Origin of the sequence: Streptomyces sp. NPDC088746, from assembly GCF_044751065.1 — a bacterium.
In the GTDB taxonomy this organism is placed as follows: domain Bacteria; phylum Actinomycetota; class Actinomycetes; order Streptomycetales; family Streptomycetaceae; genus Streptomyces.
The window spans coordinates 432935-457414 of sequence record NZ_JBIVLA010000001.1; the positions used below are offsets into that span (position 1 = coordinate 432935).

Annotated in this window: 23 protein-coding genes; 10 read left to right on the forward strand and 13 right to left on the reverse strand. The window is 70.4% G+C overall.

Annotation, left to right across the window (positions count from 1 at the left end):
• Positions 1–7: 7 nt before the first annotated feature.
• Positions 8–628: a heme-copper oxidase subunit III gene (locus ACIP63_RS01995; RefSeq protein ID WP_014045480.1), complete on the reverse strand. Its 621-nt coding sequence runs from the start codon at positions 626–628 to the stop codon at positions 8–10.
• A 187-nt stretch (positions 629–815) separates the two neighbouring features.
• Here ACIP63_RS01995 and ACIP63_RS02000 point away from each other — a divergent pair, with 187 nt between their 5' ends.
• Positions 816–1217 carry a hypothetical protein gene (locus ACIP63_RS02000; protein ID WP_362930549.1) on the forward strand — a complete coding sequence of 134 codons (402 nt, stop codon included), beginning with the start codon at positions 816–818 and terminating at the stop codon, positions 1215–1217.
• A gap of 62 nt (positions 1218–1279) precedes the next feature.
• On the opposite strand, the gene ACIP63_RS02005 is transcribed toward ACIP63_RS02000, so the two are convergent.
• The 4 genes from ACIP63_RS02005 to coxB all read right to left on the reverse strand — a co-directional run bounded on the left by ACIP63_RS02005 (position 1280) and on the right by coxB (position 5758).
• A complete protein-coding gene (locus ACIP63_RS02005) occupies positions 1280–2536 on the reverse strand; it encodes an Ig-like domain-containing protein (RefSeq protein ID WP_401510522.1) in 1257 nt (418 codons plus the stop codon).
• Positions 2537–2661: 125 nt separating this feature from the next.
• Positions 2662–3060, reverse strand: a complete 399-nt coding sequence (locus tag ACIP63_RS02010) for a cytochrome c oxidase subunit 4 (protein WP_104784882.1) — start codon at positions 3058–3060, stop codon at positions 2662–2664.
• Positions 3057–4793 carry a cytochrome c oxidase subunit I gene (gene ctaD / locus ACIP63_RS02015; protein WP_401510524.1) on the reverse strand — a complete coding sequence of 579 codons (1737 nt, stop codon included), beginning with the start codon at positions 4791–4793 and terminating at the stop codon, positions 3057–3059. The genes ACIP63_RS02010 and ctaD overlap by 4 nt, the downstream gene beginning before the upstream one ends.
• On the reverse strand, positions 4790–5758 hold the full coding sequence (gene coxB / locus ACIP63_RS02020) for a cytochrome c oxidase subunit II (protein ID WP_104784885.1): 969 nt from the start codon (positions 5756–5758) through the stop codon (positions 4790–4792). The genes ctaD and coxB overlap by 4 nt, the downstream gene beginning before the upstream one ends.
• A 272-nt stretch (positions 5759–6030) precedes the next feature.
• On the opposite strand from coxB, the gene ACIP63_RS02025 reads away from it, so the two are divergent.
• Positions 6031–7413 (forward strand): cysteine desulfurase/sulfurtransferase TusA family protein, encoded by a 1383-nt coding sequence (locus tag ACIP63_RS02025; protein ID WP_401510525.1) that lies wholly within the window; start codon positions 6031–6033, stop codon positions 7411–7413.
• Positions 7414–7444: 31 nt separating this feature from the next.
• Here ACIP63_RS02025 and ACIP63_RS02030 read toward each other — a convergent pair whose 3' ends face one another.
• Positions 7445–8419: a carbohydrate kinase family protein gene (locus ACIP63_RS02030; protein WP_401510527.1), complete on the reverse strand. Its 975-nt coding sequence runs from the start codon at positions 8417–8419 to the stop codon at positions 7445–7447.
• A 160-nt stretch (positions 8420–8579) separates the two neighbouring features.
• Here ACIP63_RS02030 and ACIP63_RS02035 point away from each other — a divergent pair, with 160 nt between their 5' ends.
• Both ACIP63_RS02035 and ACIP63_RS02040 read left to right on the forward strand, forming a co-directional pair.
• Positions 8580–8792, forward strand: coding sequence for a hypothetical protein (locus tag ACIP63_RS02035; RefSeq protein ID WP_401510529.1), 213 nt, complete (start codon positions 8580–8582; stop codon positions 8790–8792).
• Between the two features lie 132 nt (positions 8793–8924).
• Positions 8925–10373, forward strand: coding sequence for a hypothetical protein (locus ACIP63_RS02040; RefSeq protein ID WP_401510531.1), 1449 nt, complete (start codon positions 8925–8927; stop codon positions 10371–10373).
• 76 nt (positions 10374–10449) lie between these two features.
• Here the strand turns inward: ACIP63_RS02040 and ACIP63_RS02045 are convergent, their stop codons facing one another.
• Positions 10450–10806, reverse strand: a complete 357-nt coding sequence (locus ACIP63_RS02045) for an iron-sulfur cluster assembly accessory protein (RefSeq protein ID WP_056784314.1) — start codon at positions 10804–10806, stop codon at positions 10450–10452.
• 220 nt (positions 10807–11026) lie between these two features.
• On the opposite strand from ACIP63_RS02045, the gene nadA reads away from it, so the two are divergent.
• Positions 11027–12214, forward strand: coding sequence for a quinolinate synthase NadA (gene nadA / locus ACIP63_RS02050; protein WP_401510533.1), 1188 nt, complete (start codon positions 11027–11029; stop codon positions 12212–12214).
• An 82-nt stretch (positions 12215–12296) separates the two neighbouring features.
• Here the strand turns inward: nadA and ACIP63_RS02055 are convergent, their stop codons facing one another.
• The 5 genes from ACIP63_RS02055 to ACIP63_RS02075 all read right to left on the reverse strand — a co-directional run bounded on the left by ACIP63_RS02055 (position 12297) and on the right by ACIP63_RS02075 (position 18784).
• Complete coding sequence (locus tag ACIP63_RS02055; protein WP_401510535.1) at positions 12297–15449, reverse strand: efflux RND transporter permease subunit; 3153 nt, start codon at positions 15447–15449, stop codon at positions 12297–12299.
• 183 nt (positions 15450–15632) lie between these two features.
• Entirely contained in the window at positions 15633–16319 is a 687-nt protein-coding gene (locus tag ACIP63_RS02060) for a response regulator (RefSeq protein WP_401510537.1), read from the reverse strand.
• The gene (locus ACIP63_RS02065) at positions 16316–17581 is read right to left on the reverse strand and encodes a sensor histidine kinase (protein WP_401510539.1); all 1266 of its coding nucleotides are present in this window, start codon (positions 17579–17581) and stop codon (positions 16316–16318) included. Before ACIP63_RS02065 ends, ACIP63_RS02060 begins: the two co-directional genes overlap by 4 nt.
• 131 nt (positions 17582–17712) lie before the next feature.
• Positions 17713–17991, reverse strand: a complete 279-nt coding sequence (locus ACIP63_RS02070; protein ID WP_401510540.1) for a hypothetical protein — start codon at positions 17989–17991, stop codon at positions 17713–17715.
• 10 nt (positions 17992–18001) lie between these two features.
• Complete coding sequence (locus ACIP63_RS02075) at positions 18002–18784, reverse strand: PspA/IM30 family protein (RefSeq protein ID WP_262346702.1); 783 nt, start codon at positions 18782–18784, stop codon at positions 18002–18004.
• 296 nt (positions 18785–19080) lie between these two features.
• Here ACIP63_RS02075 and ACIP63_RS02080 point away from each other — a divergent pair, with 296 nt between their 5' ends.
• The 3 genes from ACIP63_RS02080 to ACIP63_RS02090 all read left to right on the forward strand — a co-directional run bounded on the left by ACIP63_RS02080 (position 19081) and on the right by ACIP63_RS02090 (position 21667).
• Positions 19081–19680: a DUF3043 domain-containing protein gene (locus ACIP63_RS02080; RefSeq protein ID WP_104784900.1), complete on the forward strand. Its 600-nt coding sequence runs from the start codon at positions 19081–19083 to the stop codon at positions 19678–19680.
• 26 nt (positions 19681–19706) lie between these two features.
• The gene (locus ACIP63_RS02085) at positions 19707–20474 is read left to right on the forward strand and encodes a class I SAM-dependent methyltransferase (protein ID WP_401510543.1); all 768 of its coding nucleotides are present in this window, start codon (positions 19707–19709) and stop codon (positions 20472–20474) included.
• A gap of 119 nt (positions 20475–20593) precedes the next feature.
• Positions 20594–21667 carry a S1C family serine protease gene (locus tag ACIP63_RS02090; protein WP_401510545.1) on the forward strand — a complete coding sequence of 358 codons (1074 nt, stop codon included), beginning with the start codon at positions 20594–20596 and terminating at the stop codon, positions 21665–21667.
• Positions 21668–21738: 71 nt separating this feature from the next.
• On the opposite strand, the gene ACIP63_RS02095 is transcribed toward ACIP63_RS02090, so the two are convergent.
• Positions 21739–21942, reverse strand: coding sequence for a hypothetical protein (locus ACIP63_RS02095; protein ID WP_099176312.1), 204 nt, complete (start codon positions 21940–21942; stop codon positions 21739–21741).
• Between the two features lie 86 nt (positions 21943–22028).
• Here ACIP63_RS02095 and ACIP63_RS02100 point away from each other — a divergent pair, with 86 nt between their 5' ends.
• Together ACIP63_RS02100 and cobT are read left to right on the forward strand one after the other, a co-directional pair.
• The gene (locus tag ACIP63_RS02100) at positions 22029–23231 is read left to right on the forward strand and encodes a bifunctional adenosylcobinamide kinase/adenosylcobinamide-phosphate guanylyltransferase (RefSeq protein WP_401510546.1); all 1203 of its coding nucleotides are present in this window, start codon (positions 22029–22031) and stop codon (positions 23229–23231) included.
• A gap of 118 nt (positions 23232–23349) precedes the next feature.
• A complete protein-coding gene (cobT, locus tag ACIP63_RS02105; protein WP_401510548.1) occupies positions 23350–24399 on the forward strand; it encodes a nicotinate-nucleotide--dimethylbenzimidazole phosphoribosyltransferase in 1050 nt (349 codons plus the stop codon).
• Positions 24400–24480: the final 81 nt, after the last annotated feature.

Here is a 24480-nt window from a genome sequence, read left to right on the forward strand (position 1 = left end):
AGCCCTGTTACTTGATCATGTAGATCGTGGCGAACAGACCGATCCAGACGACATCGACGAAGTGCCAGTAGTAGGACACGACGATGGCGGCGGTGGCCTGTTCATGGGTGAATCTCGAGGCCGCGTATGTCCTGCCCAGGACGAGCAGGAAGGCGATGAGACCGCCTGTCACATGCAGACCGTGGAAGCCGGTCGTCAGGTAGAACACCGAACCGTACGGGTCGGAGGACAGGGAGAGACCCGCCTCCTTGACCAGCTCGGTGTACTCGAGGACCTGGCCTCCGATGAAGATCGCACCCATCACGAACGTGATGATGAACCAGGTGCGGAGCTTCTTCACGTCGCCCCGCTCCGCGGCGAAAACGCCGAGCTGGCAGGTGAGAGAGGAAAGCACCAGGATCGTGGTGTTCGTCGCCGAGAACGGGAAGTTCAGATGGTGAGCCATCTCCTTCCAGTGATCGGGTCCCATCACCGATCGCAGGGTGAAGTACATCGCGAAGAGGGCCGCGAAGAACATCAGCTCGGAACTCAACCAGATGATGGTTCCGACGCTGGTGAGGTTCGGCCGATTGACCGACGGGTGCGCGTGCCCGGTTTCTACTGTCGTTGCTGTCGCCACGACCGACATTATGTCGGTCGCTTATCCCGCCCTCACTCCGGGGGGTGCCGTTCGGTGTGTCAGAGGCGTGTGTCCTCACCGAACGGCCCATCGAATCGCTGTCCTTACCGGTGCTGACACGCAGTCCGCCGGAGTACGATCCGCCCATCGGTTCATGCCCGTAGAGCCCCGAAGACACAGACGTCACGGAGGAACAATGCAGCCGACCGCCACGGTCCTGGTCTACAGCGACGACGCCAACACCCGCGAGCAGGTGAGGCTGGCAGCCGGTCGGAGGCCTGCGGCGGACGTGCCACCGGTGGAGTTCCTGGAGTGCGCCACCCTGCCCGCCGTCCTGAGCGCGCTGGACCGGGGCGGTGTCGACGTCTGTGTGCTGGACGGCGAGACGGCTCCCGCGGGCGGTATGGGCGTCTGCCGGCAGATCAAGGACGAGATCTTCGACTGCCCGCCCGTCCTGCTGCTGATCGGCCGCCCGCAGGACGCCTGGCTGGCCACGTGGAGCCGTGCGGACGCCGCTGTGACGCATCCGGTGGATCCGGTCGACTTCGCGGACGCCCTGGCCTCCCTGCTGCGCCACAGGCTGTCCGTAGGGGCCTGAGGCGGAGGGGCCCCGAGCCCCTCCGCGGTGTCCTTCGCGGGCGCGGCGCACTCCCGGCCGGGTCAGACCTGGGGGCGCAGCCGCGCCGCCTCGACGTCGGTGCCCGAGTCCGGTGTGCCGCCCCCGTGCAGGGCGCTGCCCTTCCGCCAGGCGTCCCAGTCCAGGTTCCAGTCGCCGAAGCCGTTGTCGAACGGCGTCATCGTCTCGCCGTCGCTCCCGACGACCTTGACGATGTCGCCCTCACGTACGGTCTCGAAGAACCATTGGGCGTCGGCGGTGCTCATCCCCGTGCAGCCGTGGCTGACGTTGGCGCTGCCCTGCGAACCGGTCGACCAGGGTGCCGCGTGGACGTACTCACCGCTCCAGGTGACGCGTGTCGCCCAGTAGACGGGCAGGTCGTACGACTCCGAGGAGCCGGCGGCGATGCCGATGCTCTCCCCGCGCATGCGTACGAACTGCTCCTTGGCCAGCACCACCTTGACGCCGTTGCGCGTGTCGAAGCCGGGCTTGCCCGTGGTGACCGGCAGCGTGTTGATCACCTCACCGTTGCGCAGCACGGTCATGGAGTGGTCGGAGGCGTCGGTGATCGCTTCTATGCGGTCGCCGGTGGTGAGCTTCAGGGGCTTCGCGGCCGCCCCGTAGAGGGCGTTGCTGACTTTTATGCCCTTGAGGTTGCTGCGGACGTCGATGGTGGCGTCGGCGGGCCAGTACTCCTTGGGCCGGTAGTGCAGGGTCTTGGCGTCGACCCAGTACCAGGAGCCCGTGACGGCGGGGGTGGACCGGACCTGCAGCCCGCGTTCCACGGTGGCCCTGGAGGCCTTGTCGGTGACCGGAGCGCTGAGTTCCGCTGTGAGGGGCTGTCCGACGCCGTAGGTGCCCGTCTGCGGGCCGAAGGCCACCTTCAGGAACTTCTTGGCCGAGGTCGTGCCGAAGCCGTACGTACGGCTGCCAGGGGCGCCGTCGCCGTTCTCGGTGGAGACCTTGACGGTGTATCGGGTGCCGGCCGCGAGCGAGGTGGTGGAGTGCCACCGCTTCCCGTCGGCGTCGAGCTCGCCCGCCAGGTGGCGGCCCTCCCTGTCGACGGCCGTCACGTCCGTGATCTTCGCGTCGTCGTCCTTGACGGTGACTTCGAGGGGCTTGTCGGGGTCGGCCTTCTCGTTCCCGGAGGGGCCGTTGAAGGAGACCAGGTCGGCCGCGTCGTACGGCTTCAGCGACAGCGGATGACCGTCGGGCTCGCCACAGGCGGTCGCACCCGCTACCAGGGTCACGACCAGCAGGGTGCAGCTCACTACGGTGCGGATGCGCGGCGTGTGGTTCATGAACCCACGCTAAGAAGATTCATCCGATCCAGCGCGTTCAGTGACTGCAAACGGGGGCCCGGCCCGCTCATCGCTGAGCGGGCCGGGCCCCCGTACGGGTGCGACGCGTCCTGTGAGGGCGTGTCCTACTGGGTGCGGTTCTCTCCCCGGTAGTACTCGAAGACCCAGCCGAAGAGGCCGATCAGGAGCAACGGGGCCGAGAAGTAGGCCAGCCACCAGCCGAAGACGACGGCCATGAAGAGGAACGCCCCGCCGATGGCCAGCGAGAGCGGCTGCCAGCTGTGCGGCGAGAAGAAGCCCACCTCACCGGCCTCGTCCGCGACGTCGGCTTCCTTGTTGTCCTGGGCCATCGCGTCGACCCTGTTGGCCGTGAAGGCCAGGTAGAAGCCGATCATGATGGTCAGCCCGAAGGCCAGGACCAGCGCGGTGGTACCGACCGGCTCCTTGGACCAGACGCCGTACGTGACGGCCATGGCCAGCATGAAGACGCTCAGCCAGATGAAGAGCTTGCCCTGGATCTTCACTTGCCGTCCTCCTTGCCACCGACGAGGACCTTGTCACCCTCGGACAGGTGATCGAGCTGCTCGAGTGCCGCGATCTCCGGGTGGTGCAGGTCGAACGCCGGGGATTCGGAACGGATCCTCGGCAGGCTGAGGAAGTTGTGCCGCGGGGGCGGGCAGGACGTCGCCCATTCGAGCGAACGGCCGTAGCCCCAGGGGTCGTCGACCTCGATCTTCTTGCCGTACTTGGCGGTCTTCCAGACGTTGTACATGAACGGAAGCATCGACAGTCCGAGCACGAACGAGGAGATCGTCGAGATCGTGTTCAGGGCGGTGAAGCCGTCGGCGGCGAGGTAGTCCGCGTAGCGACGCGGCATGCCCTCGGCACCGAGCCAGTGCTGCACCAGGAAGGTGCCGTGGAAGCCGATGAACAGCGTCCAGAAGGTCATCTTCCCGAGCCGCTCGTCCAGCATCTTGCCGGTGAACTTCGGCCACCAGAAGTGGAACCCGGCGAACATCGCGAAGACCACGGTGCCGAAGACGACGTAGTGGAAGTGCGCGACGACGAAGTACGAGTCGGAGATGTGGAAGTCCAGCGGCGGCGAGGCCAGGATCACGCCGGTCAGACCACCGAAGGCGAAGGTGATCAGGAAGCCGACCGACCAGAGCATCGGTGTCTCGAAGGACAAAGACCCCTTCCACATCGTGCCGATCCAGTTGAAGAACTTCACACCGGTCGGTACCGCGATGAGGAATGTCATGAAGGAGAAGAACGGCAGGAGCACGCCGCCCGTCACATACATGTGGTGCGCCCACACCGTCACCGAAAGGCCGGCGATGGCGATCGTCGCGCTGATCAGACCGACATAGCCGAACATCGGCTTGCGGCTGAAGACCGGAATGATTTCGGAAATGATTCCGAAGAATGGTAGCGCGATGATGTACACCTCTGGATGGCCGAAGAACCAGAAGAGGTGTTGCCAGAGCAATGCGCCACCGTTGGCCGCATCGAAGATATGTGCGCCGAATTTTCGGTCGACCTCCAGCGCGAAGAGCGCGGCGGCCAGGACCGGGAAGGCCAGCAGGACCAGGACACCGGTCAGCAGGACGTTCCAGGTGAAGATCGGCATGCGGAACATCGTCATGCCGGGGGCGCGCATGCAGATGATCGTGGTGATGAAGTTGACCGAGCCGAGGATCGTGCCGAAGCCGGAGAAGGCCAGACCCATGATCCACATGTCGGCACCGACGCCCGGCGAGCGGACGGCGTCCGACAGCGGGGAGTAGGCGAACCAGCCGAAGTCGGCCGCACCCTGCGGGGTGAGGAAGCCGCCCACGGCGATCAGCGAGCCGAAGAGGTACAGCCAGTACGCGAACATGTTCAGCCGCGGGAACGCCACGTCGGGCGCGCCGATCTGCAGCGGCATGATCCAGTTCGCGAACCCCGCGAACAGCGGCGTCGCGAACATCAGCAGCATGATCGTGCCGTGCATCGTGAACGCCTGGTTGAACTGCTCGTTCGACATGATCTGCGTACCCGGACGGGCCAGCTCGGCGCGCATGAAGAGCGCCAGGAGGCCACCGATGCAGAAGAACGCGAACGATGTGACCAGGTACATCGTGCCGATCGTCTTGTGGTCAGTGGTGGTCAGCCACTTGACGACGACACTCCCCGGCTGCTTGCGCCGCACCGGCAGCTCGTCCTCGAACGAGTCGTCTGCTGCCGCGGCACCCTGGGATTCATTGAGGATGCTCACAGTTTGTTCGTCTCCGCATTCCTGGCCGGGTCCGTCTGCTCGATGCCTGACGGCACGTAGCCCGTCTGACCCTTCTCCGCCAGCTCCTTGAGGTGCTGCTGGTAACGCTCCGGAGAAACGATCTTGACGTTGAAGAGCATCCGGGAGTGGTCGACGCCGCAGAGCTCGGCGCACTTACCCATGTAGGTGCCCTCCTTCTTCGGCGTGACCTCGAAGGAGTTGGTGTGGCCCGGAATGACGTCCTGCTTCATGAGGAACGGCACCACCCAGAAGGAGTGGATGACGTCACGCGAAGTCAGGATGAAACGGACCTTCTCGCCCTTCGGCAGCCACAGGGTCGGACCCGGGTTGCCGTTCTGCGGGTTACGCGTCCCAGGGATGCCCACGTCGTAGACGCCGTTGGCGTTCGCGGGGAAGTCCTTCTGGAACTTGTCGGGGATGGCGTCGAGCTCCTTGGAGATCTTGCCGCCGGTGGAGGGCTCGCCCTCCACGTTCTCGATGTAGTTGAAGCCCCAGCTCCACTGGTAGCCGACCACGTTGATCGTGTGGGCCGGCTTCGGGCTGAGCTCGAGGAGCTTCGATTCATCGCGCGCGGTGAAGTAGAAGAACACCGAGACGATGATCAGGGGGACCACTGTGTACAGCGCCTCGATAGGCATGTTGTACCTGGTCTGCTGAGGTACCTCCACCTTGGTCCTGCTTCGCCGGTGGAAGATGACGCTCCACAGGATCAGCCCCCAGACAAGGACGCCCGTGGCGAGCGCTGCCGCCCACGAGCCCTGCCAGAGGGAGAGGATCCGAGGGGCCTCTTCCGTTACCGGGGTGGGCATACCGAGGCGGGGGAAATCCTCCCAGTTGTATGAACAACCGGAGGCCGTCGCCAGGACCAGGCCCGCAGTCAGCACCTGCGGCAGCTTCCGCCGCATCGGGCGCCGCGACGAGCGGTCGGAGCCGTTGGGACTCACGTAGCGCCTTCCCGAGAGTCTCGCCCGCACGGTCGGCGCGGCCGTCTCACTTGGTCGGTCGCCGGCCCTGACGCGGGCAGGGGTTTGGATGTTTATGCGGACCAAACCCTACTGGACGCTATTTGGGGTCGCGCGGGGAGGGTGCCCAACGCGCCGCACGACACCCCGAAGGGATGGAATGCGGGCCTCCGGCCGTCATCTGACGCTCCCTCTCCCTGGTGACCGGGCGGCCGGTCACCTGGTCACGCACCTGCGCGGGCTAGCGTGGCGGTGTGCCCTACTTCGACGCGGCTTCCTCCGCCCCCCTGCACCCCGTCGCCCGCCAGGCGCTGCACGCCTCGCTGGACGAGGGCTGGGCCGATCCCGCCCGGCTCTACCGCGAGGGGCGGCGGGCCGCGATGCTCCTGGACGCGGCCAGGGAGACGGCGGCGGAGGCGGTCGGCTGCCGTCCGGACGAGCTCGTCTTCACCTCGTCCGGCACCCGGGCGGTGCACTCGGCGGTCTCCGGCGCGCTTTCCGGGCGTCGGCGTGTCGGCCGCCATCTGGTGCTCTCGGCCGTCGAGCACTCCTCGGTACTCCACTCGGCCGCGGCACTCGAAGCGGCGGGCGGATCCTTCACCGAGGTGCCGGTGGACCGGACCGGCGCGGTCGACCCGTCGGCGTACGGCCGGGCCCTTCGACCGGACACCGCGCTGGCCTGCCTGCAGTCCGCCAACCACGAGGTGGGGACCGAGCAGCCGGTGGCCGAGACCGCCGAGCTCTGTGCCGACGCGGGCGTGCCGCTGCTGGTGGACGCCGCGCAGTCGCTGGGCTGGGGACCGGTGCCCGGCCGCTGGTCGCTGCTGGCCGCGAGCGCCCACAAGTGGGGCGGGCCGGCCGGGGTCGGACTGCTGGCCGTGCGCAAGGGGGTCAGATTCGCGCCCCAAGGCCCGGCCGACGAAAGGGAGTCGGGCCGGGCGGCCGGCTTCGAGAACATCCCGGCCGTCGTGGCGGCCGCGGCCTCACTGCGGGCGGTACGCGCGGAGGCCGAGGCGGAGGGCGCCCGGCTGCGCGCCCTCGTGGACCGGATCCGGGCCTCGGTGGCGGGCCTGGTGCCCGATGTGGAGGTGGTCGGCGATCCGGTGCGGCGGCTGCCGCATCTGGTCACCTTCTCCTGTCTCTATGTCGACGGAGAGACACTGCTCCATGAGCTGGACCGGGCCGGATTCTCCGTCTCGTCCGGGTCGTCCTGCACGAGCAGCACCCTGACGCCCAGCCATGTCCTCAAGGCGATGGGGGTGCTCACGGAGGGGAACATCCGGGTGTCGCTTCCGCCCGGGACGACGGAGGAAGAGGTCGGCGGCTTCCTCGACGTGCTGCCCGGGGTGGTCGCCGAGGTGCGGGAGAGGCTCGGCGCACCCGCGCCGGCAGCCCCCTCCCCGGCGCCGCGGGCCTCGCTCGTGGTCGACGCGCTGGGCCGCCGCTGCCCGATTCCGGTGATCGAACTCGCAAAGGTGATCGGAGAGGTACCCGTGGGCGGCACGGTGACGGTGCTCTCGGACGACGAGGCCGCCCGCCTCGACATCCCGGCCTGGTGCGCGATGCGCGCACAGGAGTACGTGGGCGAGGAGCCGGCGGACCACGGCTCGGCCTATGTGGTCCGCCGGCTCCGGTGAGCCTCGTACCGCTTCCGTCGTGCCTACGGCCCTAGGAGAGGTGCTTGCGGACCTCGGAGGCCGCCTCGTCCCCGTAGGCCTTGGTGAAGCGGTCCATGAAGTTGGTGCGGCGCAGGGTGTACTCCTGCGTGCCGACCGTCTCGATGACGAGGGTCGCGAGCATGCAGCCGACCTGGGCGGCACGCTCCAGGCCGACGCCCCAGGCGAGGCCGGAGAGGAAACCGGCCCGGAAGGCGTCGCCGACGCCGGTGGGGTCCGCCTTGCGCTCCTCCTCGGCGCAGCCGACCTCGACGGGGTCCTGGCCGGCCTGCTCGATGCGGACGCCGCGGGCGCCGAGGGTGGTGACGCGGTGACCGACCTTGGACAGGATCTCCTCGTCGCTCCAGCCGGTCTTGGACTCGATGAGCCCCTTTTCGTACTCGTTGGAGAAGAGGTACGTCGCGCCGTCGAGGAGGATCCGGATCTCCTCGCCGTCCATCCGGGCGATCTGCTGCGAGAAGTCCGCGGCGAAGGGGATGCCCCGGGAGCGGCACTCCTCCGTGTGGCGGAGCATCGCCTCGGGGTCGTCGGCCCCGATCGAGACGAGGTCGAGGCCGCCCACGCGGTCGGCGACGCTCTTGAGCTCGATCAGCCGGGCCTCGCTCATGGCGCCCGTGTAGAAGGAGCCGATCTGGTTGTGGTCGGCGTCCGTGGTGCAGACGAAGCGCGCGGTGTGCAGCACCTCGGAGACACGGACGGAATCGGTGTCGACGCCGTGCCGGTCGAGCCAGGCGCGGTAGTCGTCGAAGTCCGACCCGACGGCGCCGACGAGGATCGGCCGCGTGCCGAGCACGCCCATGCCGAAGGCGATGTTGGCACCGACCCCGCCGCGTCGCACGTCGAGGTTGTCGACGAGGAAGGAGAGGGAGACCGTGTGCAGCTGATCCGCGACCAGCTGGTCGGCGAATCGGCCGGGGAAGGTCATGAGGTGGTCGGTTGCGATGGAGCCGGTGACTGCGATGCGCACGGGGTGGCTGCTCCTGCGGAAGGCGGAGGAAACGTGTGAACGCACCCTCCGGGACGGCGTGACAGTTCACGCTACCCGGTGACGCCACCGTAGCCGAAGGGGCAAAACTACCCGATAGTAGGTCTTTCTGCCTGGGTGCCCCTGTGCGTACGGTGCGGATATGTCGAACACCATCGTTCCGCGTGAGTCCGTTCCGCGTGAGTCCGAGATGAGCCTGGCCGAGCTGCGCGGTGACTGCGCACAGATGGCGCCGCATTGGGTCGCGCCCACGAGGACCACCACGAAGCCGGTGGAGCCCTCCCGCATCCACGGGGTCACGGTGCCGGCCTCCTCGGCCCGCCTGATCGACTCCATGTCCGACTACGGGGACTGATCGGAGGCTTCACCGGCGGTTCCCCCGCGCACGCGGGGGAACCGCGCGCTCCCCTGGCCCGTCCCACCGGTGTCCCCGCCCCGGGGACGGATGATGTGCCCATGACGGCCAGGCAGCCGAAGGAGCGATCCGGTGAGCACCGAACGACCCGAGAATGACGTGACCGGCCCCCGGCGGCGGCGGTCGCCGCTCGTCGTGGCCTCGGTGGCGGCAGCCGTGCTGCTGGCCGGGGGCGGCGGTGCGTACTGGGCGTCCCACACCCCGGGCGAGGCCGGGCCCGGCCTCCTCCCCGATCCCGGGACCGGTGCGGCCCCCCTGCTGTCGCTCGACACCCCGGCGGACGGTGACACGTCGGCGCCTGCGGGCATCGCGCCGGGCGAGCCGGATCCCCATGGCGGCGGAACCGTCTACCGCGCCTCGGGCGAGCTGCCCGACGGCCCGGACGCGGCCGCCGTCCACCGCACGACGGGGACGGTGACCTCGGCCGAGGTGGCCCGCCTCGCGAAGGCCCTCGGGGTGCGGGGAACGCCCCGTACGGGAGGTGCGGCCTGGAAGGTGGGCAGTGACGGGGACGGCTCGGGGCCCCTTCTGCGGGTGACCAAGCAGGCTCCGGGCACCTGGACCTTCGCCCGGTACGGCTCCGGTGGTCCGGACGCGTGCGAGTCCCCCACGGTCTGTTCGAAGGAGACGGCACCGGGCACCGGCACCGGCTCGCCGGTGAGCGAGAAGGCCGCCGAAGCCGCGGCGGCACCGGTCCTGAAGGCGGTGGGGCAGGACGACGCCGCGCTCGACGCGGCCCAGCTCATGGGTGCCGTGCGCGTGGTGAACGCCGACCCCGTGGTGGGCGGACTGCCGACGTACGGATGGTCGACCGGGATCCAGGTGGGTGCCGGGGGCGAGATCGTCGGCGGCAGCGGGCACCTGAAGTCCCTGGAGAAGGGCGACAGCTATCCGGTGACCGGTGCGGAGGACGCCCTGAGGCTGCTGAACGCGGAGAGCCGGCGGGCCGCGAAGTCCGACATCGGCGGCTGCGCGACCACCGAGCCGCTGGAGGGTGATCCGGCCTCGCCGAAGACCGACTGCGGCACCCGCGGCGGGACCCCGCCGGCCACCACGGCGACGGTCGGGAAGGCCGTGTTCGGGCTCGCGGCGCAGTACTCGGACGGCGAGCCGATCCTCGTGCCCTCGTGGCTCTTCTCCGTACGGCCCGAAGGGGGCGGTCCCGCGGACACGGTCGTCCAGGTCGCGGTGGACCCGGACCGCCTGGCACCGGAGAGCACCCGGCCGGCCCCGGAGCCCACGAAGGACCCGCAGGGCGAGGGAGCGCCTCTCATCGCGTACAGCGCCGACGGCCGGACGCTGGAGGTGACGTTCTGGGGCGGCGTGTGCAGCACGTACACGGCCCGCGCCACGGAGGACGCCACGACCGTGCGGGTCACGGTCTCCGAGTCGAAGCCGGGCCCCGGGAAGGCCTGCATCATGATCGCCAAGGAGCTGACCCGGACGGTGACGCTGGACGCGCCGCTGGACGGCCGCAAGGTGGTCGACGCCGGGTCGGGCGAGGCCGTGCCGCGCGGCTGAGACCCTCGCACCGGCACACGACAGCGGCGGCGCTCCCAGGCCGGGGAGCGCCGCCGCTGTCGTCACGACTCAGGGGTCAGCTGAAGGAGTCACCGCAGGCGCAGGAGCCCGTGGCGTTCGGGTTGTCGATCGTGAAGCCCTGCTTCTCGATGGTGTCCACGAAGTCCACGGAGGCGCCGCCCAGGTACGGGGCGCTCATCCGGTCCGTGACGACCTTGACGCCGCCGAAGTCCTTCACGACGTCGCCGTCGAGCGAGCGCTCGTCGAAGAAGAGCTGGTAGCGCAGGCCCGAGCAGCCGCCGGGCTGTACGGCGACGCGCAGCGCGAGGTCGTCACGGCCTTCCTGCTCCAGCAGGGTCCTGACCTTGTCTGCGGCGGCGTCGGACAGGAGGATGCCGTCGCTCACGGTGGTGGTCTCGTCCGATACGGACATCTGCTTCTCTCCCGGGGTTGTACGGACTGCTTGCCGACGGTCCAACCATCGGGGCCGCGGATTCATTCCGGGCCAGGCGCGTGTCTGTTCCCTTCATGCTCGCACACCGCGTGCGCGGGGGATGCGTCACATCGACGCTATGGGCATCGTCAAGCTGACGCAAAGCGGTTATGATAGATAGCGTCAATTAGACGAAAAGGCTTTTCGCAGAAAAGAAAGGGTGCGTGTCGTGACCACCGCCCAGCCCCTGGATGTCCAGCCGACACCCCTCGCCCTTCTGCTGCTCGGCCGCGAGGCCGACCCGCGGAGCGAGCGCGGGGTCGAATGCCCCGGCGACCTGCCCTCCCCGTCCGACCCGGACCTGGTGGAGCGGGCTCGCGCCGCCAAGGAGAAGCTCGGGGACAAGGTCTTCGTGCTCGGGCACCACTACCAGCGCGACGAGGTCATCCAGTTCGCGGACGTCACCGGCGACTCCTTCAAGCTCGCCCGTGACGCGGCGGCACGGCCCGAGGCGGAGTACATCGTCTTCTGCGGCGTGCACTTCATGGCCGAGTCCGCGGACATCCTGACGGGCGACGACCAGAAGGTCGTCCTGCCGGACCTGGCCGCCGGCTGCTCGATGGCCGACATGGCCACCGCGGAGCAGGTCGCCGAGTGCTGGGACGTCCTGACGGAGGCGGGAGTCGCCGACCAGGTCGTGCCGGTCTCGTACATGAACTCCTCCGCCGACATCAAGGCCTTCACGGGTAAGCACGGCGGCACCATCTGCACCTCGTCCAACGCGAAGCGGGCGCTGGAGTGGGCCTTCGACCAGGGCGAGAAGGTGCTCTTCCTGCCGGACCAGCACCTGGGCCGGAACACGGCCGTGCGGGACATGGGGATGACCCTGGAGGACTGCGTCCTCTACAACCCGCACAAGCCGAACGGCGGCCTGACGGCGGAGCAGCTGCGTGACGCGAAGATGATCCTGTGGCGCGGGCACTGCTCGGTGCACGGACGCTTCTCGGTGGAGTCCGTCGAGGACGTACGGGAGCGGATCCCGGGCGTCAACGTGCTGGTGCACCCGGAGTGCAAGCACGAGGTCGTGGCGGCCGCGGACTACGTGGGCTCGACGGAGTACATCATCAAGGCCCTGGAGGCGGCCCCGGCCGGCTCGAAGTGGGCCATCGGCACGGAGCTGAACCTCGTGCGCCGGCTGGCGAACCGTTTCGCCGATGAGGACAAGGAGATCGTCTTCCTCGACAAGACGGTGTGCTTCTGCTCGACGATGAACCGGATCGACCTGCCGCACCTGGTGTGGACCCTGGAGTCCCTGGCCGAGGGGAACCTCGTCAACCGGATCCAGGTCGACGCGGAGACGGAGAAGTTCGCGAAGCTGGCGCTGGAGCGGATGCTGGCGCTTCCGTAGCCCCGGGGCTCCCCCGTTGTACGGAGAAGGCCCCCGACGCCCTTGTACGGCGTCGGGGGCCTTCCTCTGTCACCCGAGGGTGTCAGGCCTTCGCGGGCTCCGGCTCCTCGGAGGTGGCTTCCTCCGGAGCGCCCGGGGCCGCCTCGCCGGACTGCGCCTCGCGCTTGGCCGCCTTCTTCTTCGCGCGGCGCTCCTTGCGGAGCTCGACCATCGCGTAGAGCGTCGGCACCAGGAGCAGGGTCAGCAGCGTGGAGGTGATCAGACCGCCGATCACCACGACCGCCAGTGGCTGCGAGATGAAGCCGCCCTCACCCGTGACGCCGAGCGCCATCGGGAGCAGGGCGAAGATCGTCGCCAGTGCCGTCATCAGGATCGGGCGCAGACGGTGGCGACCGCCCTCGACGACCGCCTCGACGACGCCCATGCCCTGTGCCCTGTACTGGTTGATCAGGTCGATCAGCACGATCGCGTTGGTCACCACGATGCCGATCAGCATCAGCATGCCGATCATCGCCGGGACGCCCATCGGGGTGCCGGTGGCGACCAGGAGGCCGATGGCGCCCGTCGCCGCGAACGGGATGGAGACCAGCAGGATCAGCGGCTGGATGAGCGACCGGAAGGTGGCCACCAGCAGCATGAAGACGATCGCGATGGCCGCCAGCATGGCCAGGCCGAGCTTCATGAAGGCGTCGTTCTGGTCCTGGGAGACACCGCCGATGGTCGCGGTGGCGCCCTCCGGGAGGTCCAGGGCGTCGATCTTCTGCTGGAGCGAGGTGGTGACCGCGCCCGTGTTGTCGCCGGTCGGCTTGGCGGTGATCGTCGCCGCGCGCTGACCGTCGATCCGGGTCATCGAGACCGGCCCGGGGACCAGCTTCACGTCGGCGATGTCGCCGAGCTTCACGGGACCGAGCGGCAGCGCCTTCAGCTCGGCCATCGTGGTGGCCGGCTTCGCCGACTTCACCAGGACGTCACGCTCGGTGTCGTCCATGATCGCCGTGCCGGACGGGGTGCCGCTCACCGCGCCGGCGACCGCCGCGCCGAGGGTGGTCTCGTTGAACCCGGCGTCGGCCGCCTTGTCGTTGGCCTTGACCGAGATGCGCGGGACGCTCTGCGCGAGGTCGCTCTGGACATCCGTGACGTCCTTGAGCTCGGCGACCTCGCCGCGCACCGCTTCGGAGGCCTTCTTCAGGACGTCCGCGTCGGCGGCCTTCACCACGACGCTGAGGTCCTGGCTGCCGAAGCCGTCGCCGCCGGCGATGGTGGTGTCACCGATGCCGTCGAGCTTGCCCAGGGCCTCGTCGATGCGGTCCTGGGTGGCGTCGAAGTCCGCCGAGTCCTTGAGCGTGACCTGGTAGGAGGCCTGGTTGGCGCCCGTGCCCCCGCCGAAGGCCGCCATGAAGCCCGAGGAGCCCACGGTGACCTGGTAGTCCTCGACGCCCTTGTCGGCCGCGAGGACCTTCTCGACCTTCTGCGCGGCCTCGTCCGCCGCGGCCAGGCTGGTGCCGGGAGTCAGCTCCTGCTTGATGGAGAGGACTTCCTGCTCGCCCTGGTCGAAGAAGTTCGTCTTCAGGAGGGGGGCCATGCCGAAGGTGCCGAACAGGACCACGAAGGCGATGACGATGCTCGTGATGCGGCGCCGGGTCGCGAAGCGCAGCACCGGGACGTAGATCCGCTGGAGCCGGCTGGCGGCTTCCTTCTCCTCGGCCTTGCGGCGCGCCTCGTCCGGGTTCGCGGCGGTGCCCTTGGGGGCCCGCAGGAACCAGTACGAGAGGACCGGGACCACGGTCAGCGAGACCAGCAGGGAGGCCAGCAGGGCCGCCGTGACGGTGAGGGAGAACGACCCGAAGAGCTGGCCGACCATGCCGCCGACCAGACCGATGGGCAGGAAGACCGCGACGGTGGTGAGCGTGGACGAGGTGACCGCGCCGGCCACCTCCTTGACCGCGGTGATGATCGCCGACTGGCGCTCCTCGCCGTAGCCGAGGTGCCGCTTGATGTTCTCCAGGACCACGATCGAGTCGTCGACGACGCGGCCGATCGCGATGGTCAGCGCGCCGAGGGTGAGCATGTTCAGCGACAGGTCGCGGGTCCAGAGCACGATCAGCGCGAGGACCACGGAGAGCGGGATGGAGACCGCGGTGACCAGCGTCGAGCGGATCGAGGCGAGGAACACCAGGATCACGACGACCGCGAAGAGCAGGCCGAGCGCGCCTTCCGTGGTGAGACCGGAGATCGCCTTGGAGACGGCGGGCCCCTGGTCGGAGACGACGGTCAGCTCGGCACCGGCGCCGAGGTCCTTGCGCAGGTCCGGGAGCTTGTCCTCGACGGCGTCCGAGATGGCGACGGCACTGCCGTCCTTGTCCATCGTCGCCATGACGGCGAGGCTCGGCTTGCCGTTCGTACGGGTGAGGGAGACCGCGGTCGCGGGCTCCTGCTTCACCGTGGCGACGTCACCGACGCGGACCGGCTTTCCGGGCTTGCCCGCCGGGTCCGCCGCGGAGACCTTCAGGTCCTCGATCTGCTGGAGCGAGGTGAAGGAACCGCCGACCTGGACGGTGCGGCTCTTGCCCGACTCGGAGAAGGAGCCGGCCGGGACGGTGGCTCCGCCGGCCTGGAGCGCCTGGGCCAGCGAGGCGGCGTTCATGCCCGCCGCGGCGAGCTTCCTGTCGTCGGGGACGACGGAGACCTGGAGCTCCTGGACACCGTCGATCGCGACCTGGCCGACGCCCTCGATGTCCTCGAGCGCCGGGACGACCGTGCGGTCCAGCTTGTCGGCGAGCGCCTGCTGGTCCTCGTCGGAGGTGACGGCGAGGACGACGGTCGGGATGTCGTCCGTCGAACCCGCGATGACCTGCGGGTCCACATCGTCGGGCAGTTGGGCGCGGGCGCGGTTCACGGCCTGCTGGATGTCGGCGACGAGCTGCTTCGTGCCTTCGTCACCGAAGTCGAAGCTCGCCATGATGACGGCGTTGCCCTCGCTGGCGGTCGAGGTGATGCCCTCGACTCCGTCGACGGCCTTGATGGCATCTTCGAGGGGTTCGACGACCTGCTTCTCGACCACGTCGGGGGACGCACCCTGGTAGGGCGCCAGCACCGACACCATCGGGAGTTCGATGGTGGGCAGCAGCTGCTGCTTGAGCTGCGGGATCGCGATCGCTCCGAAAACGAGCGCGACGATCGAGATCAGCCCGATCAGGGCCCGTTGCGCGAGGCTGAATCTGGACAGCCAGGACATGGGTGGGTCTCTCTTCTGTGGCGTACGCGGCAGGTGGAGGACCGTTCGGTGCTCACCCGGTGAGCACAGGGGACACGGCCCGCCCATCTATACGATCGCCGTCCCCGTGACCGAAATCGTCGGCCCCCGGGTTGCTTTCTTATCGCGCGCATACCGCAGCTGGAGTAGCCGCTTCTCCACCCGTCACTCCACCCTGGGGCGGACCAGTCCCGATTCGTACGCAATGACGACCAATTGCGCACGGTCCCGCGCGCCCAGCTTCGCCATGGCCCGGTTGACATGGGTCTTCACGGTGAGGGGGCTGACGACGAGCCGTTCGGCGATCTGGTCGTTGGAGTGACCGCCCGCGACCTGGACGAGCACCTCGCGCTCGCGACCGGTGAGCGCGGCGAGGCGCTCGGTGTACTCCGTGCCGTCCGGGTCCTCCGCCCCTCCGCCCTGGGCCAGGAAGCTGGCGATGAGGCCCTTGGTCGCGACCGGGGACAGCAGGGCCTCTCCGGCCGCGGCGACACGGATGGCGTTGAGCAGCTCGTCCGGCTCCGCGCCCTTGCCCAGGAAGCCGGACGCGCCGGCGCGCAGGGACTGCACCACGTACTCGTCCACCTCGAAGGTGGTGAGCATGACGATCCGCACGCCCGCCAGGTCCGGGTCCGCGCTGATCATGCGGGTGGCGGCGAGTCCGTCGGTGCCCGGCATCCGGATGTCCATCAGCACGACGTCGGCCAGGGTCGAGCGGGCCAGTTCCACGGCCTCCGCCCCGTCGGCGGCCTCGCCGACGACCCGCATGTCGGGCTCGGAGTCGACCAGCACCCGGAAGGCGCTGCGCAGCAGCGCCTGGTCGTCGGCGAGCAGCACCTTGATGGGTGTCATGCGCGTCCCCCCGTCGTCCCCGCCGTGCCCGGCCCTTCCGGAGCGCGTGTGCGGGACGTGACGGGCAGGATCGCATGGACCCTGAATCCGCCTCCGTAACGGGGCCCCGCCGTGAGGGTGCCGCCCAGGGCCGTGACGCGCTCGCGCATGCCGAGCAGGCCGTGCCCGCCACCGTCGGACGGAGCGGGGCGCGGGCCCGCTCCCCTGCCGTCGTCGAGCACGGTGATCTCCACGGTCCTCCCGACCCGTACGACGCTCACCTCGGCCTTCGCGCCGGCGCCCGCGTGTTTGCGTACGTTGGTCAGCGCCTCCTGGATGATCCGGTAGGCCGCGAGGTCGACCGCCGCGGGCAGCGGGTCGTCCGGGTCGGTGCGGGCGACCTCGACGGGGAGCCCGGCGTTGCGGAAGGTATCGACCAGGGTGTCGAGGACGGCGAGCCCCGGGGCGGGTTCGGTGGGCGCCTCCGGGTCGCCGGACTGGCGCAGCAGCCCGACCGTGGCCCGCAGTTCGTTGAGGGCGGAGCGGCTGGCCTCCCTCACGTGGGCGAGCGCCTCCTTCGCCTGGTCGGGGCGCTTGTCCATGACGTGGGCCGCGACCCCGGCCTGGACGTTGACCAGGGCGATGTGGTGGGCGACGACGTCGTGGAGGTCCCGGGCGATCCGCAGCCGCTCCTCGGCGACCCTGCGGCGGGCCTCCTCCTCGCGGGTGCGTTCCGCGCGTTCGGCCCGTTCCCTGATCGCGTCGATGAACGCGCGCCTGCTGCGTACGGCGTCACCCGCGGCACCGGCGAGGCCGGTCCAGGCGAGGACGCCGAGGTTCTCCTGGCTGTACCAGGGCGTCGTGCCGACCACCATCGCGGCCACCGTCAGCACCACCATGGTCAGCAGTCCGACCCGCCAGGTGGTGGGGCGGTCGGTACTGGCCGCGACGGTGAAGAGCGCGATGACGGCGCTCATCACGACGGGGGCGGGCGGATCCATGAAGACGAACTCGACGACCGACAGCAGCCCGGTCACCGCCAGCACCGTCATGGGCCTGCGCCGGCGCAGGACGAGTGCCGCGGCGGCGGGCACCATCAGCAGGACGCTCGACACCTCGGGCGTCCGCGCTCCGAAGACGGGCCCGTGGCCCGGGTCCGGCTCGGCGAACGACGCGCTGATCATGCAGACGAGCACGGCCAGGGCGAGGCCGGCGTCGAAGGCGAGGGGGTGGCCCCGCAGCCAGCGGCGGGTGCGCACGAGCCCGGTTCCGAGGGTGGTCACGTCGGGCTACGGTACGGCGTGCCGCCGACGGTGCGGTCCGGACGGTGTCAGGGCGGTGTGCGCTCGGCACGATGCCCCGTACCGGTCCGGCCGGTACGGGGCATCGTGGGAGTGCGGAGCGGGCGGTCCGGTCAGCCGGGGATCAGCCCGTCGTCGCGGAGCATGGAGCGCACCTCTTCGAGGGTGGCGTCGGGTGACGGCAGGATCAGTTCGGACGGCTCCAGGGAGTCGTCGGCGAGCGGAGAGCCGAGCTCGCGCACCTTGTCCAGGAGAGCGTGGAGCGTGGTGCGGAAGCCTGGTCCGTCCCCGCTCTCCATCTCCGCGAGGAGTATGTCGTCGAGCTTGTTCAGCTCGGCGACATGACTGTCGGCCAGTACGACCTGGCCCTCCCCCATGATCCGTACGATCATGACGCCGCCCTCACTGCTTGTCGAACTTGTGCGGGGACTGCTGCGCCTGCGGTGCCGCGTCCTCGGCGCCGCCCTCGATGGCCTGCTGCTGCCCGGCGGAACCGCCGGCCAGCTCCGCCTTCATGCGCTGCAGCTCCAGTTCTACATCCGTACCACCGGAGATCCGGTCCAGCTCGGCGGCGATGTCGTCCTTCGCCGTGCCGGACGGGTCGTCGAGGGCCCCGGAGGCCAGCAGTTCGTCGATGGCCCCGGCGCGTGCCTGGAGCTGCTGGGTCTTGTCCTCGGCCCGCTGGATCGCCAGGCCGACGTCCCCCATCTCCTCGGAGATGCCGGAGAAGGCCTCACCGATCCGCGTCTGGGCCTGGGCCGCGGTGTAGGTGGCCTTGATGGTCTCCTTCTTCGTCCGGAAGGCGTCGACCTTGGCCTGCAGACGCTGGGCCGCGAGGGTGAGCTTCTCCTCCTCGCCCTGTAGCGTCTGGTGCTGCGTCTCCAGGTCCGTGACCTGCTGCTGGAGGGCGGCGCGCCGCGACAGCGCCTCGCGGGCGAGGTCCTCGCGGCCGAGCGCGAGCGCCTTGCGGCCCTGGTCCTCCAGCTTGGACGACTGTCCCTGCAGCTGGTTCAGCTGCAACTCCAGCCGCTTGCGCGAGGTCGCCACATCGGCGACGCCGCGGCGTACCTTCTGAAGCAGCTCCAGCTGCTTCTGGTACGAGTAATCGAGGGTCTCGCGCGGATCCTCGGCCCGGTCAAGGGCCTTGTTTGCCTTCGCGCGGAAGATCATTCCCATACGCTTCATGACACCGCTCATGGGCTTCGCGCGCCCCCTTCTGACGGACTGAGCTCCAGCACTCCAACAGAACCCACAGTACGGGCCCTGTCTCCATTACCGCACTGTTCGAGCACGGATGTGCTCCTCCGCAAGGACGACTGGCGCCGGTAACCGCTCCCGCGCAGGGAGTAGAAGACCCTCGGGGATGGCGTCGGCAACGTCCGTTCTGCCCCTGTCGGGACGCTTTTCAGGACGCGGGCCGTTGCCGGATCGTTCCCGGCCGGTCCCCGGTAGTACCGGAGGACCCCGTACCCTTGGGTTTTGTGTTCCGTAGCCGTTCCAAGGAAGAGAAGGCCCCCACCGGCAAGGTGACGGCGGACCTCTCCAAGCAGCCCCGCGACCCCCAGGCTCCCAAGGGTCGCCCCACCCCCAAGCGCAGCGACGCCCAGACGCAGCGCCGACGTGCCTCCAGCGGTGCGCCGACCGACCGCAAGGAGGCCGCCAAGCGCCAGCGCGAAGCACGCCGGGCCGACATGGCCCGGCAGCGGGAGGCTCTCGCTTCGGGTGACGAGCGCTATCTGCCGGTGCGTGACAAGGGGCCCGTGCGGCGCTTCGTCCGTGACTTCGTGGACTCGCGCTTCTGCATCGCGGAGTACTTCCTTCCGCTCGCGGTGATCATCCTGATCCTCAGCGTGATCCAGGTCCAGAACATCCAGAACATCTCGCTGCTGCTCTGGCTCGGCGTGATCGTGCTGATCGTCGTGGACTCCATCGGCCTCGGGTTCCGCCTCAAGAAGCAGCTGGCCCAGCGCTTCCCCGACGCCCCGAAGCGCGGCGCGGTGGCCTACGGCCTGATGCGTACGCTCCAGATGCGCCGGCTGCGCCTTCCCAAGCCCCAGGTCAAGCGGGGAGAGCGGCCCTGAGCACGGAGACCTCCGGCTTCACGGGGGTGTCCTCCCGGTGGCTGGGCGGGCTCGGCAGACTGCGCAACACGGTCCGCCAGGAGCTCGTCGCCCGGCAGCTCGACGAGCAGATAGCCGCGCGCTACCCCGTGGGGCAGCGGCTGCGGGTGCTCGACGTCGGCATGGGCCAGGGCACGCAGGCACTGCGCCTGGCCCGGGCCGGCCACTCCGTGACGGGCCTCGAGTCCGACGCCGAGATGCTGCGGTCGGCCCGGGAGTCCCTGGCGGCCGAGCCCGAGGGCATCCGGGAGCGGGTGCGGCTCATCGAGGGCGACGGCCGTGACACCGGGGTGCACTTCCTGCCCGGCAGCTTCGACGTGGTGCTCTGCCACGGGGTGCTGATGTACGTCCCCGAGCCGGATCCGCTGCTGGCCGGCCTGGCCAGGATGCTGGCGCCCGGCGGGCTGCTCTCCCTGCTCGTGCGGAACGCGGACGCGCTGGCGATGCGCCCGGGATCGGCCGGCGACTTCGGCGCGGCCCTCGCCGCGTTCGACACGGACACCTACACGAACAGGCTCGGCCTCGACGTCCGGGCCGACCGGCTCGAAGTCCTGAGGGCCACCCTCGCGGGGATCGCCGCCCCGCTGCACGCCTGGTACGGCGTACGGGTCTTCACGGACAACGTGAGCAACGAGGCGGAACTCCCCGGCCCCGAGGAGCTGGCGCGGGTGTTCGCCGCCGAGGACCGCGCGGGGCGGACCGATCCGTACCGCGGGGTGGCGGCGCTGCTGCACCTGTGCGGCGTACGCGGCTGACGCCGCCGGGGGCGCACCCCGGACCACCACGGCCCGAGCGGCCGCATCCCTCGCCGCCGTACGCCTGATCGGCCCACCAGCGCAGGCCGTGGGCGGCGGGCCCTGGCGATACTCCGGGCATGGACCCAACCCCTTCCCGCAGGCGGGTACGCCGCTCACTCATGCCCCTGGCCGCCGGTGCCTGCGTGATCGCCCTGGCGGTCGGCTGCGCCGGGCCGGGGCCCGCCCCGTCCGCCGCTCCGGCCCAGCAGGCGGTGGTGTCCCGGGCCACGGGCGATCTGGAGACTCAGTACCAGACCGTCATCAAGGACGTGCTGCCCTCCGTCGTGCAGATCGGCGCCGGGGACGCGCTCGGCTCGGGCATCGTCTACGACGACAAGGGCCACATCGTCACGAACGCCCATGTCGTGGGCAGCGAGAAGACCTTCGACGTCAGCGTCGCCACCGGCGAGAAGGTGCTCAAGGCGTCCCTGGTCTCGTCCTACCCGGAGCAGGACCTGGCGGTCATCAAGCTGGACGCCGTCCCCGGCGGGCTGCGGGCCGCGGAGTTCGGGGACACGGACGAGGTCGAGGTGGGACAGATCGTCCTGGCGATGGGCTCACCGCTCGGCCTCTCCAGCAGCGTCACCCAGGGCATCGTCTCCGCCGTGGGCCGGACGGTCAGCGAAGGCCGCTCGGGCGGCGGCACCGGGGCGACGCTCGCCGACATGGTGCAGACCTCGGCGGCCATCAACCCGGGCAACAGCGGCGGCGCCCTGGTGAACCTCGACAGCGAGATCATCGGCATCCCGACCCTCGCGGCGACGGACAGCGAACAGGGCGGTGGTGCGGCGCCCGGGATCGGGTTCGCCATTCCCGTCTCGATGGTGCGGACGGTCGCGGACCAGATCATCCGGTCGGGGAAGGTCACCGACTCGGGCCGGGCGGCTCTGGACATCATGGGCCGCACCGTCGTCGACGACGACTACCGGCCCGCCGGTGTCGCGATCGTCAGCGTAGAGAAGGACGGGGCGGCGGCCGAGGCCGGTCTGCGCGTCGGGGACGTCATCACCCGGATCGGCGACACCCCCGTCACGACGATCACCTCGCTCTCGGAGGCCCTGGCGGGCGAGAAGCCGGGCCGGAAGGTCCGGGTGACGTACACGCGGGGGGACTCGAGGAAGACGGCCGAGGTCACCCTCGGCGAGATCTGAGGGCCGGCCGGGTGAGGGACGGGGAGACGACGTCCCGCCCGGGCCCCGGGGCCCGGGCGGTCGCGGGGGCCTCAGTCGGCCTGGAGGCTCATCGGGCCGTAGATCTTCGTCGCGTCCTCGAAGAGCGTCACCTGGTCCGCGCCGCCTTCGAGGAGCTCCTTCCAGAACTCACCGATCCAGGACTCCGCGTCGCCCTGAGTCGTGAACTCCTCCGGCTGCAGCGCCGGCTCCGTCTCCGTACCGTCGGACTTCTCGAACCGCCACGTCCACGCCATGTCCGCCTCCTGGGTCACGTTGCTCCCCGAAGACTAGTGGGTGTCCCGGGCGCGCAGGTGGTTCACGGACACGGGAGGATCGACACGTGGAACTGACACTGCTCGGCACCGGAGCCCCCGACGGGCTGCCGCGGCCCGACTGCCCCTGCGCCGTCTGCGCGTCCTCCCGCGGCGCCGGGGCCCGCGCCGCGACCGCTCTGCTCGTGGACGACGCGCTGCTGCTGGACCTCACCCCGGGCGCCGTGTTCGCCGCCGCCCGCGCGGGGCACTCGCTCGCCGGCGTGCGGCAGGTGCTGCTGACCCACCCCCATGACGGGCCCGCCGTGGAGCTGCCCGCCTCGCTCCCGCCCGCCGGGCGTGTCCCGGACGGCCAGGAGCTGACGCTGATCAGCGGGCACCGGATCCGGGCGCTGGCGATGGACGCCCCTGGCACCGGTTACGAGGTGACGGCACCGGAGGGCGAGCGCCTGCTCTATCTGCCGCCCGGGGCCTCCCCCGCCGGTCTGGCCGACCCGGTGGCGGAGCCGTACGACATGGTCGTGTGCGACGTGATCGCGCGGCCGGACGCCGTGGCCCGGCTGCGGGCCGTGCAGGCCGTGGGGCCCACCACCGAGGTGATCGCCGTCCATCTGGACCACGACGCGCCGCCGGGCCCCGCGCTGGACCGCCGGCTCGCCGCCGGCGGGGCGCGGGCGGTGCCGGACGGGACGACACTGCCGGTGGGCGCCTACCACGCCGTGCCCGAGGTCCCCCGCCGCACTCTGGTCACGGGCGGGGCCCGGTCGGGGAAGTCGGTGGAGGCCGAACAGCGCCTGGAGACCTTCCCCGAGGTGGTGTACGTGGCGACGGGCGGGCGCCGCGAGGGGGACGCGGAGTGGGAGTCCCGGATCGGGCTGCACCGGGAGCGCAGGCCTGCCGCCTGGCGCACCGAGGAGACCTGCGAGCTGGCCGGTCTGCTGGAGGAGGACGGCCCGCCGCTGCTGATCGACTGTCTGTCGCTGTGGCTGACGGACGCGATGGACCGCGTCGGCGCGTGGGACGACGAACGGTGGGCGGGCGGCGGGGAGGAGAAGCTGCGCGGACGGGTCGCCGAGCTGGTCCGCGCGGTGCGCGGGACCCGTCGTACGGTCGTCGCCGTGACCAACGAGACCGGCTCGGGCGTCGTCCCGGCGACGGCCTCCGGCCGGCGCTTCCGGGACGAACTGGGCCGTCTGAACGCCGCGTTCGCGGCCGAGTGCGAGCAGGTGCTGCTGGTGGTCGCGGGGCAGGCGCTGGTGCTGCGGGGCTGAGCCGTGGGCGGACGCGGGGCCGTGGGTGAGGGAAGGAGCGCCGGGTACTGTTCCGGGCAGGAGCCCCCCGGCGGGTTCCGGCCCGCCCAATTAGCGCCGACCCGCGAGGCAGACCCCCGTGAACCTGGACGACTTCTCCGACCTGATCGAACGCCCCGACGGGGGCGTACGGCGTGATGCCGAGGAACGACGGGAGCGGCTCACCGTCCCCGCCGGTGCGCTCGGCCGCCTGGACGAGCTGGGTGAATGGCTGTCGGCCGCCCAGCAGTCGGTGCCCGTCAAGGCGGTCGAGCAGCCGCGCGTCGTGCTGTTCGCCGGTGATCACGGGGTGGCGGAGCTGGAGGTCTCCGGGCGGGCCGCGGGAACCGCCCACGAGCTCGTCCGGGCGGTGCTGGACGGTGCGAGCCCGGTCGCCGTGCTGGCCCGGCGCTTCTCCGTCCCCGTACGGATCGTGGACGCCGGCCTGGACTGCGACCCGGAGCTGCTGCCCGAAGCCGTCGTACGCCACCGGGTGCGGCGCGGCAGCGGCCGGATCGACGTCGAGGACGCGCTGACGGCCGAGGAGGCCGAGGAGGCCGTACGCCTCGGGATGCGCGTCGCCGACGAGGAGGCCGACTCCGGCACGGACCTGGTGGTGCTGGGCGATCTGAGCGTCGGCGGTACGACGGCCGCCTCGACCCTGATCGCCGCCCTCTGCGGCACGGACGCCTCGGTGGTGACCGGGCGCGGCGGTGCGGGTATCGACGACCTGGCGTGGATGCGTAAGTGCGCCGCGATCCGGGACGCGCTGCGGCGGGCCCGGCCGGTCCTCGGTGACCAGCTGGAGCTGCTGGCGGCCGTGGGCGGCGCGGACCTGGCGGCCATGACGGGGTTCCTGCTGCAGAGCGCGGTGCGCCGGATGCCCGTGGTGCTGGACGGCGTGGTCTCGGCGGCCTGCGCGCTGGTGGCCCAGCGGGCGGCCTTCCGGGCGCCGGACTGGTGGCTGGCGGGGCAGCTCAGCGGGGAGCCGGCCCAGCTGAAGGCGCTGGACCGGATGGCGCTGACCCCGCTGCTGGACCACGGGGTGACGGTGGGCGAGGGAAGCGGGGCCCTGCTGGCGCTGCCGCTCGTCCAGGCCGCGGCGGCGCTGGCGGCGGAGCTGCCCGAGCGCGCTCCGGAACCTGAGTAGGAGCCCGGGGAGGAGCCCGGTTCGCAGCTCCCGTCGGAGTCCGCGCCGGAGGAGAGGGCAGCGGAGACCGAGGAGCCGTCG

What these genes read in the sequence shown, in the direction of transcription:
- ACIP63_RS01995 (WP_014045480.1), bottom strand. Translation starts at nt 628, where the DNA reads ATGTCGGTCGTGGCGACAGCAACGACAGTAGAAACCGGGCACGCGCAC.
- ACIP63_RS02000 (WP_362930549.1), top strand. Translation starts at nt 816, where the DNA reads ATGCAGCCGACCGCCACGGTCCTGGTCTACAGCGACGACGCCAACACC.
- ACIP63_RS02005 (WP_401510522.1), bottom strand. Translation starts at nt 2,536, where the DNA reads ATGAACCACACGCCGCGCATCCGCACCGTAGTGAGCTGCACCCTGCTG.
- ACIP63_RS02035 (WP_401510529.1), top strand. Translation starts at nt 8,580, where the DNA reads ATGTCGAACACCATCGTTCCGCGTGAGTCCGTTCCGCGTGAGTCCGAG.
- ACIP63_RS02045 (WP_056784314.1), bottom strand. Translation starts at nt 10,806, where the DNA reads ATGTCCGTATCGGACGAGACCACCACCGTGAGCGACGGCATCCTCCTG.
- ACIP63_RS02055 (WP_401510535.1), bottom strand. Translation starts at nt 15,449, where the DNA reads ATGTCCTGGCTGTCCAGATTCAGCCTCGCGCAACGGGCCCTGATCGGG.
- ACIP63_RS02060 (WP_401510537.1), bottom strand. Translation starts at nt 16,319, where the DNA reads ATGACACCCATCAAGGTGCTGCTCGCCGACGACCAGGCGCTGCTGCGC.
- ACIP63_RS02070 (WP_401510540.1), bottom strand. Translation starts at nt 17,991, where the DNA reads ATGATCGTACGGATCATGGGGGAGGGCCAGGTCGTACTGGCCGACAGT.
- ACIP63_RS02075 (WP_262346702.1), bottom strand. Translation starts at nt 18,784, where the DNA reads ATGAAGCGTATGGGAATGATCTTCCGCGCGAAGGCAAACAAGGCCCTT.
- ACIP63_RS02090 (WP_401510545.1), top strand. Translation starts at nt 20,594, where the DNA reads ATGGACCCAACCCCTTCCCGCAGGCGGGTACGCCGCTCACTCATGCCC.
- ACIP63_RS02095 (WP_099176312.1), bottom strand. Translation starts at nt 21,942, where the DNA reads ATGGCGTGGACGTGGCGGTTCGAGAAGTCCGACGGTACGGAGACGGAG.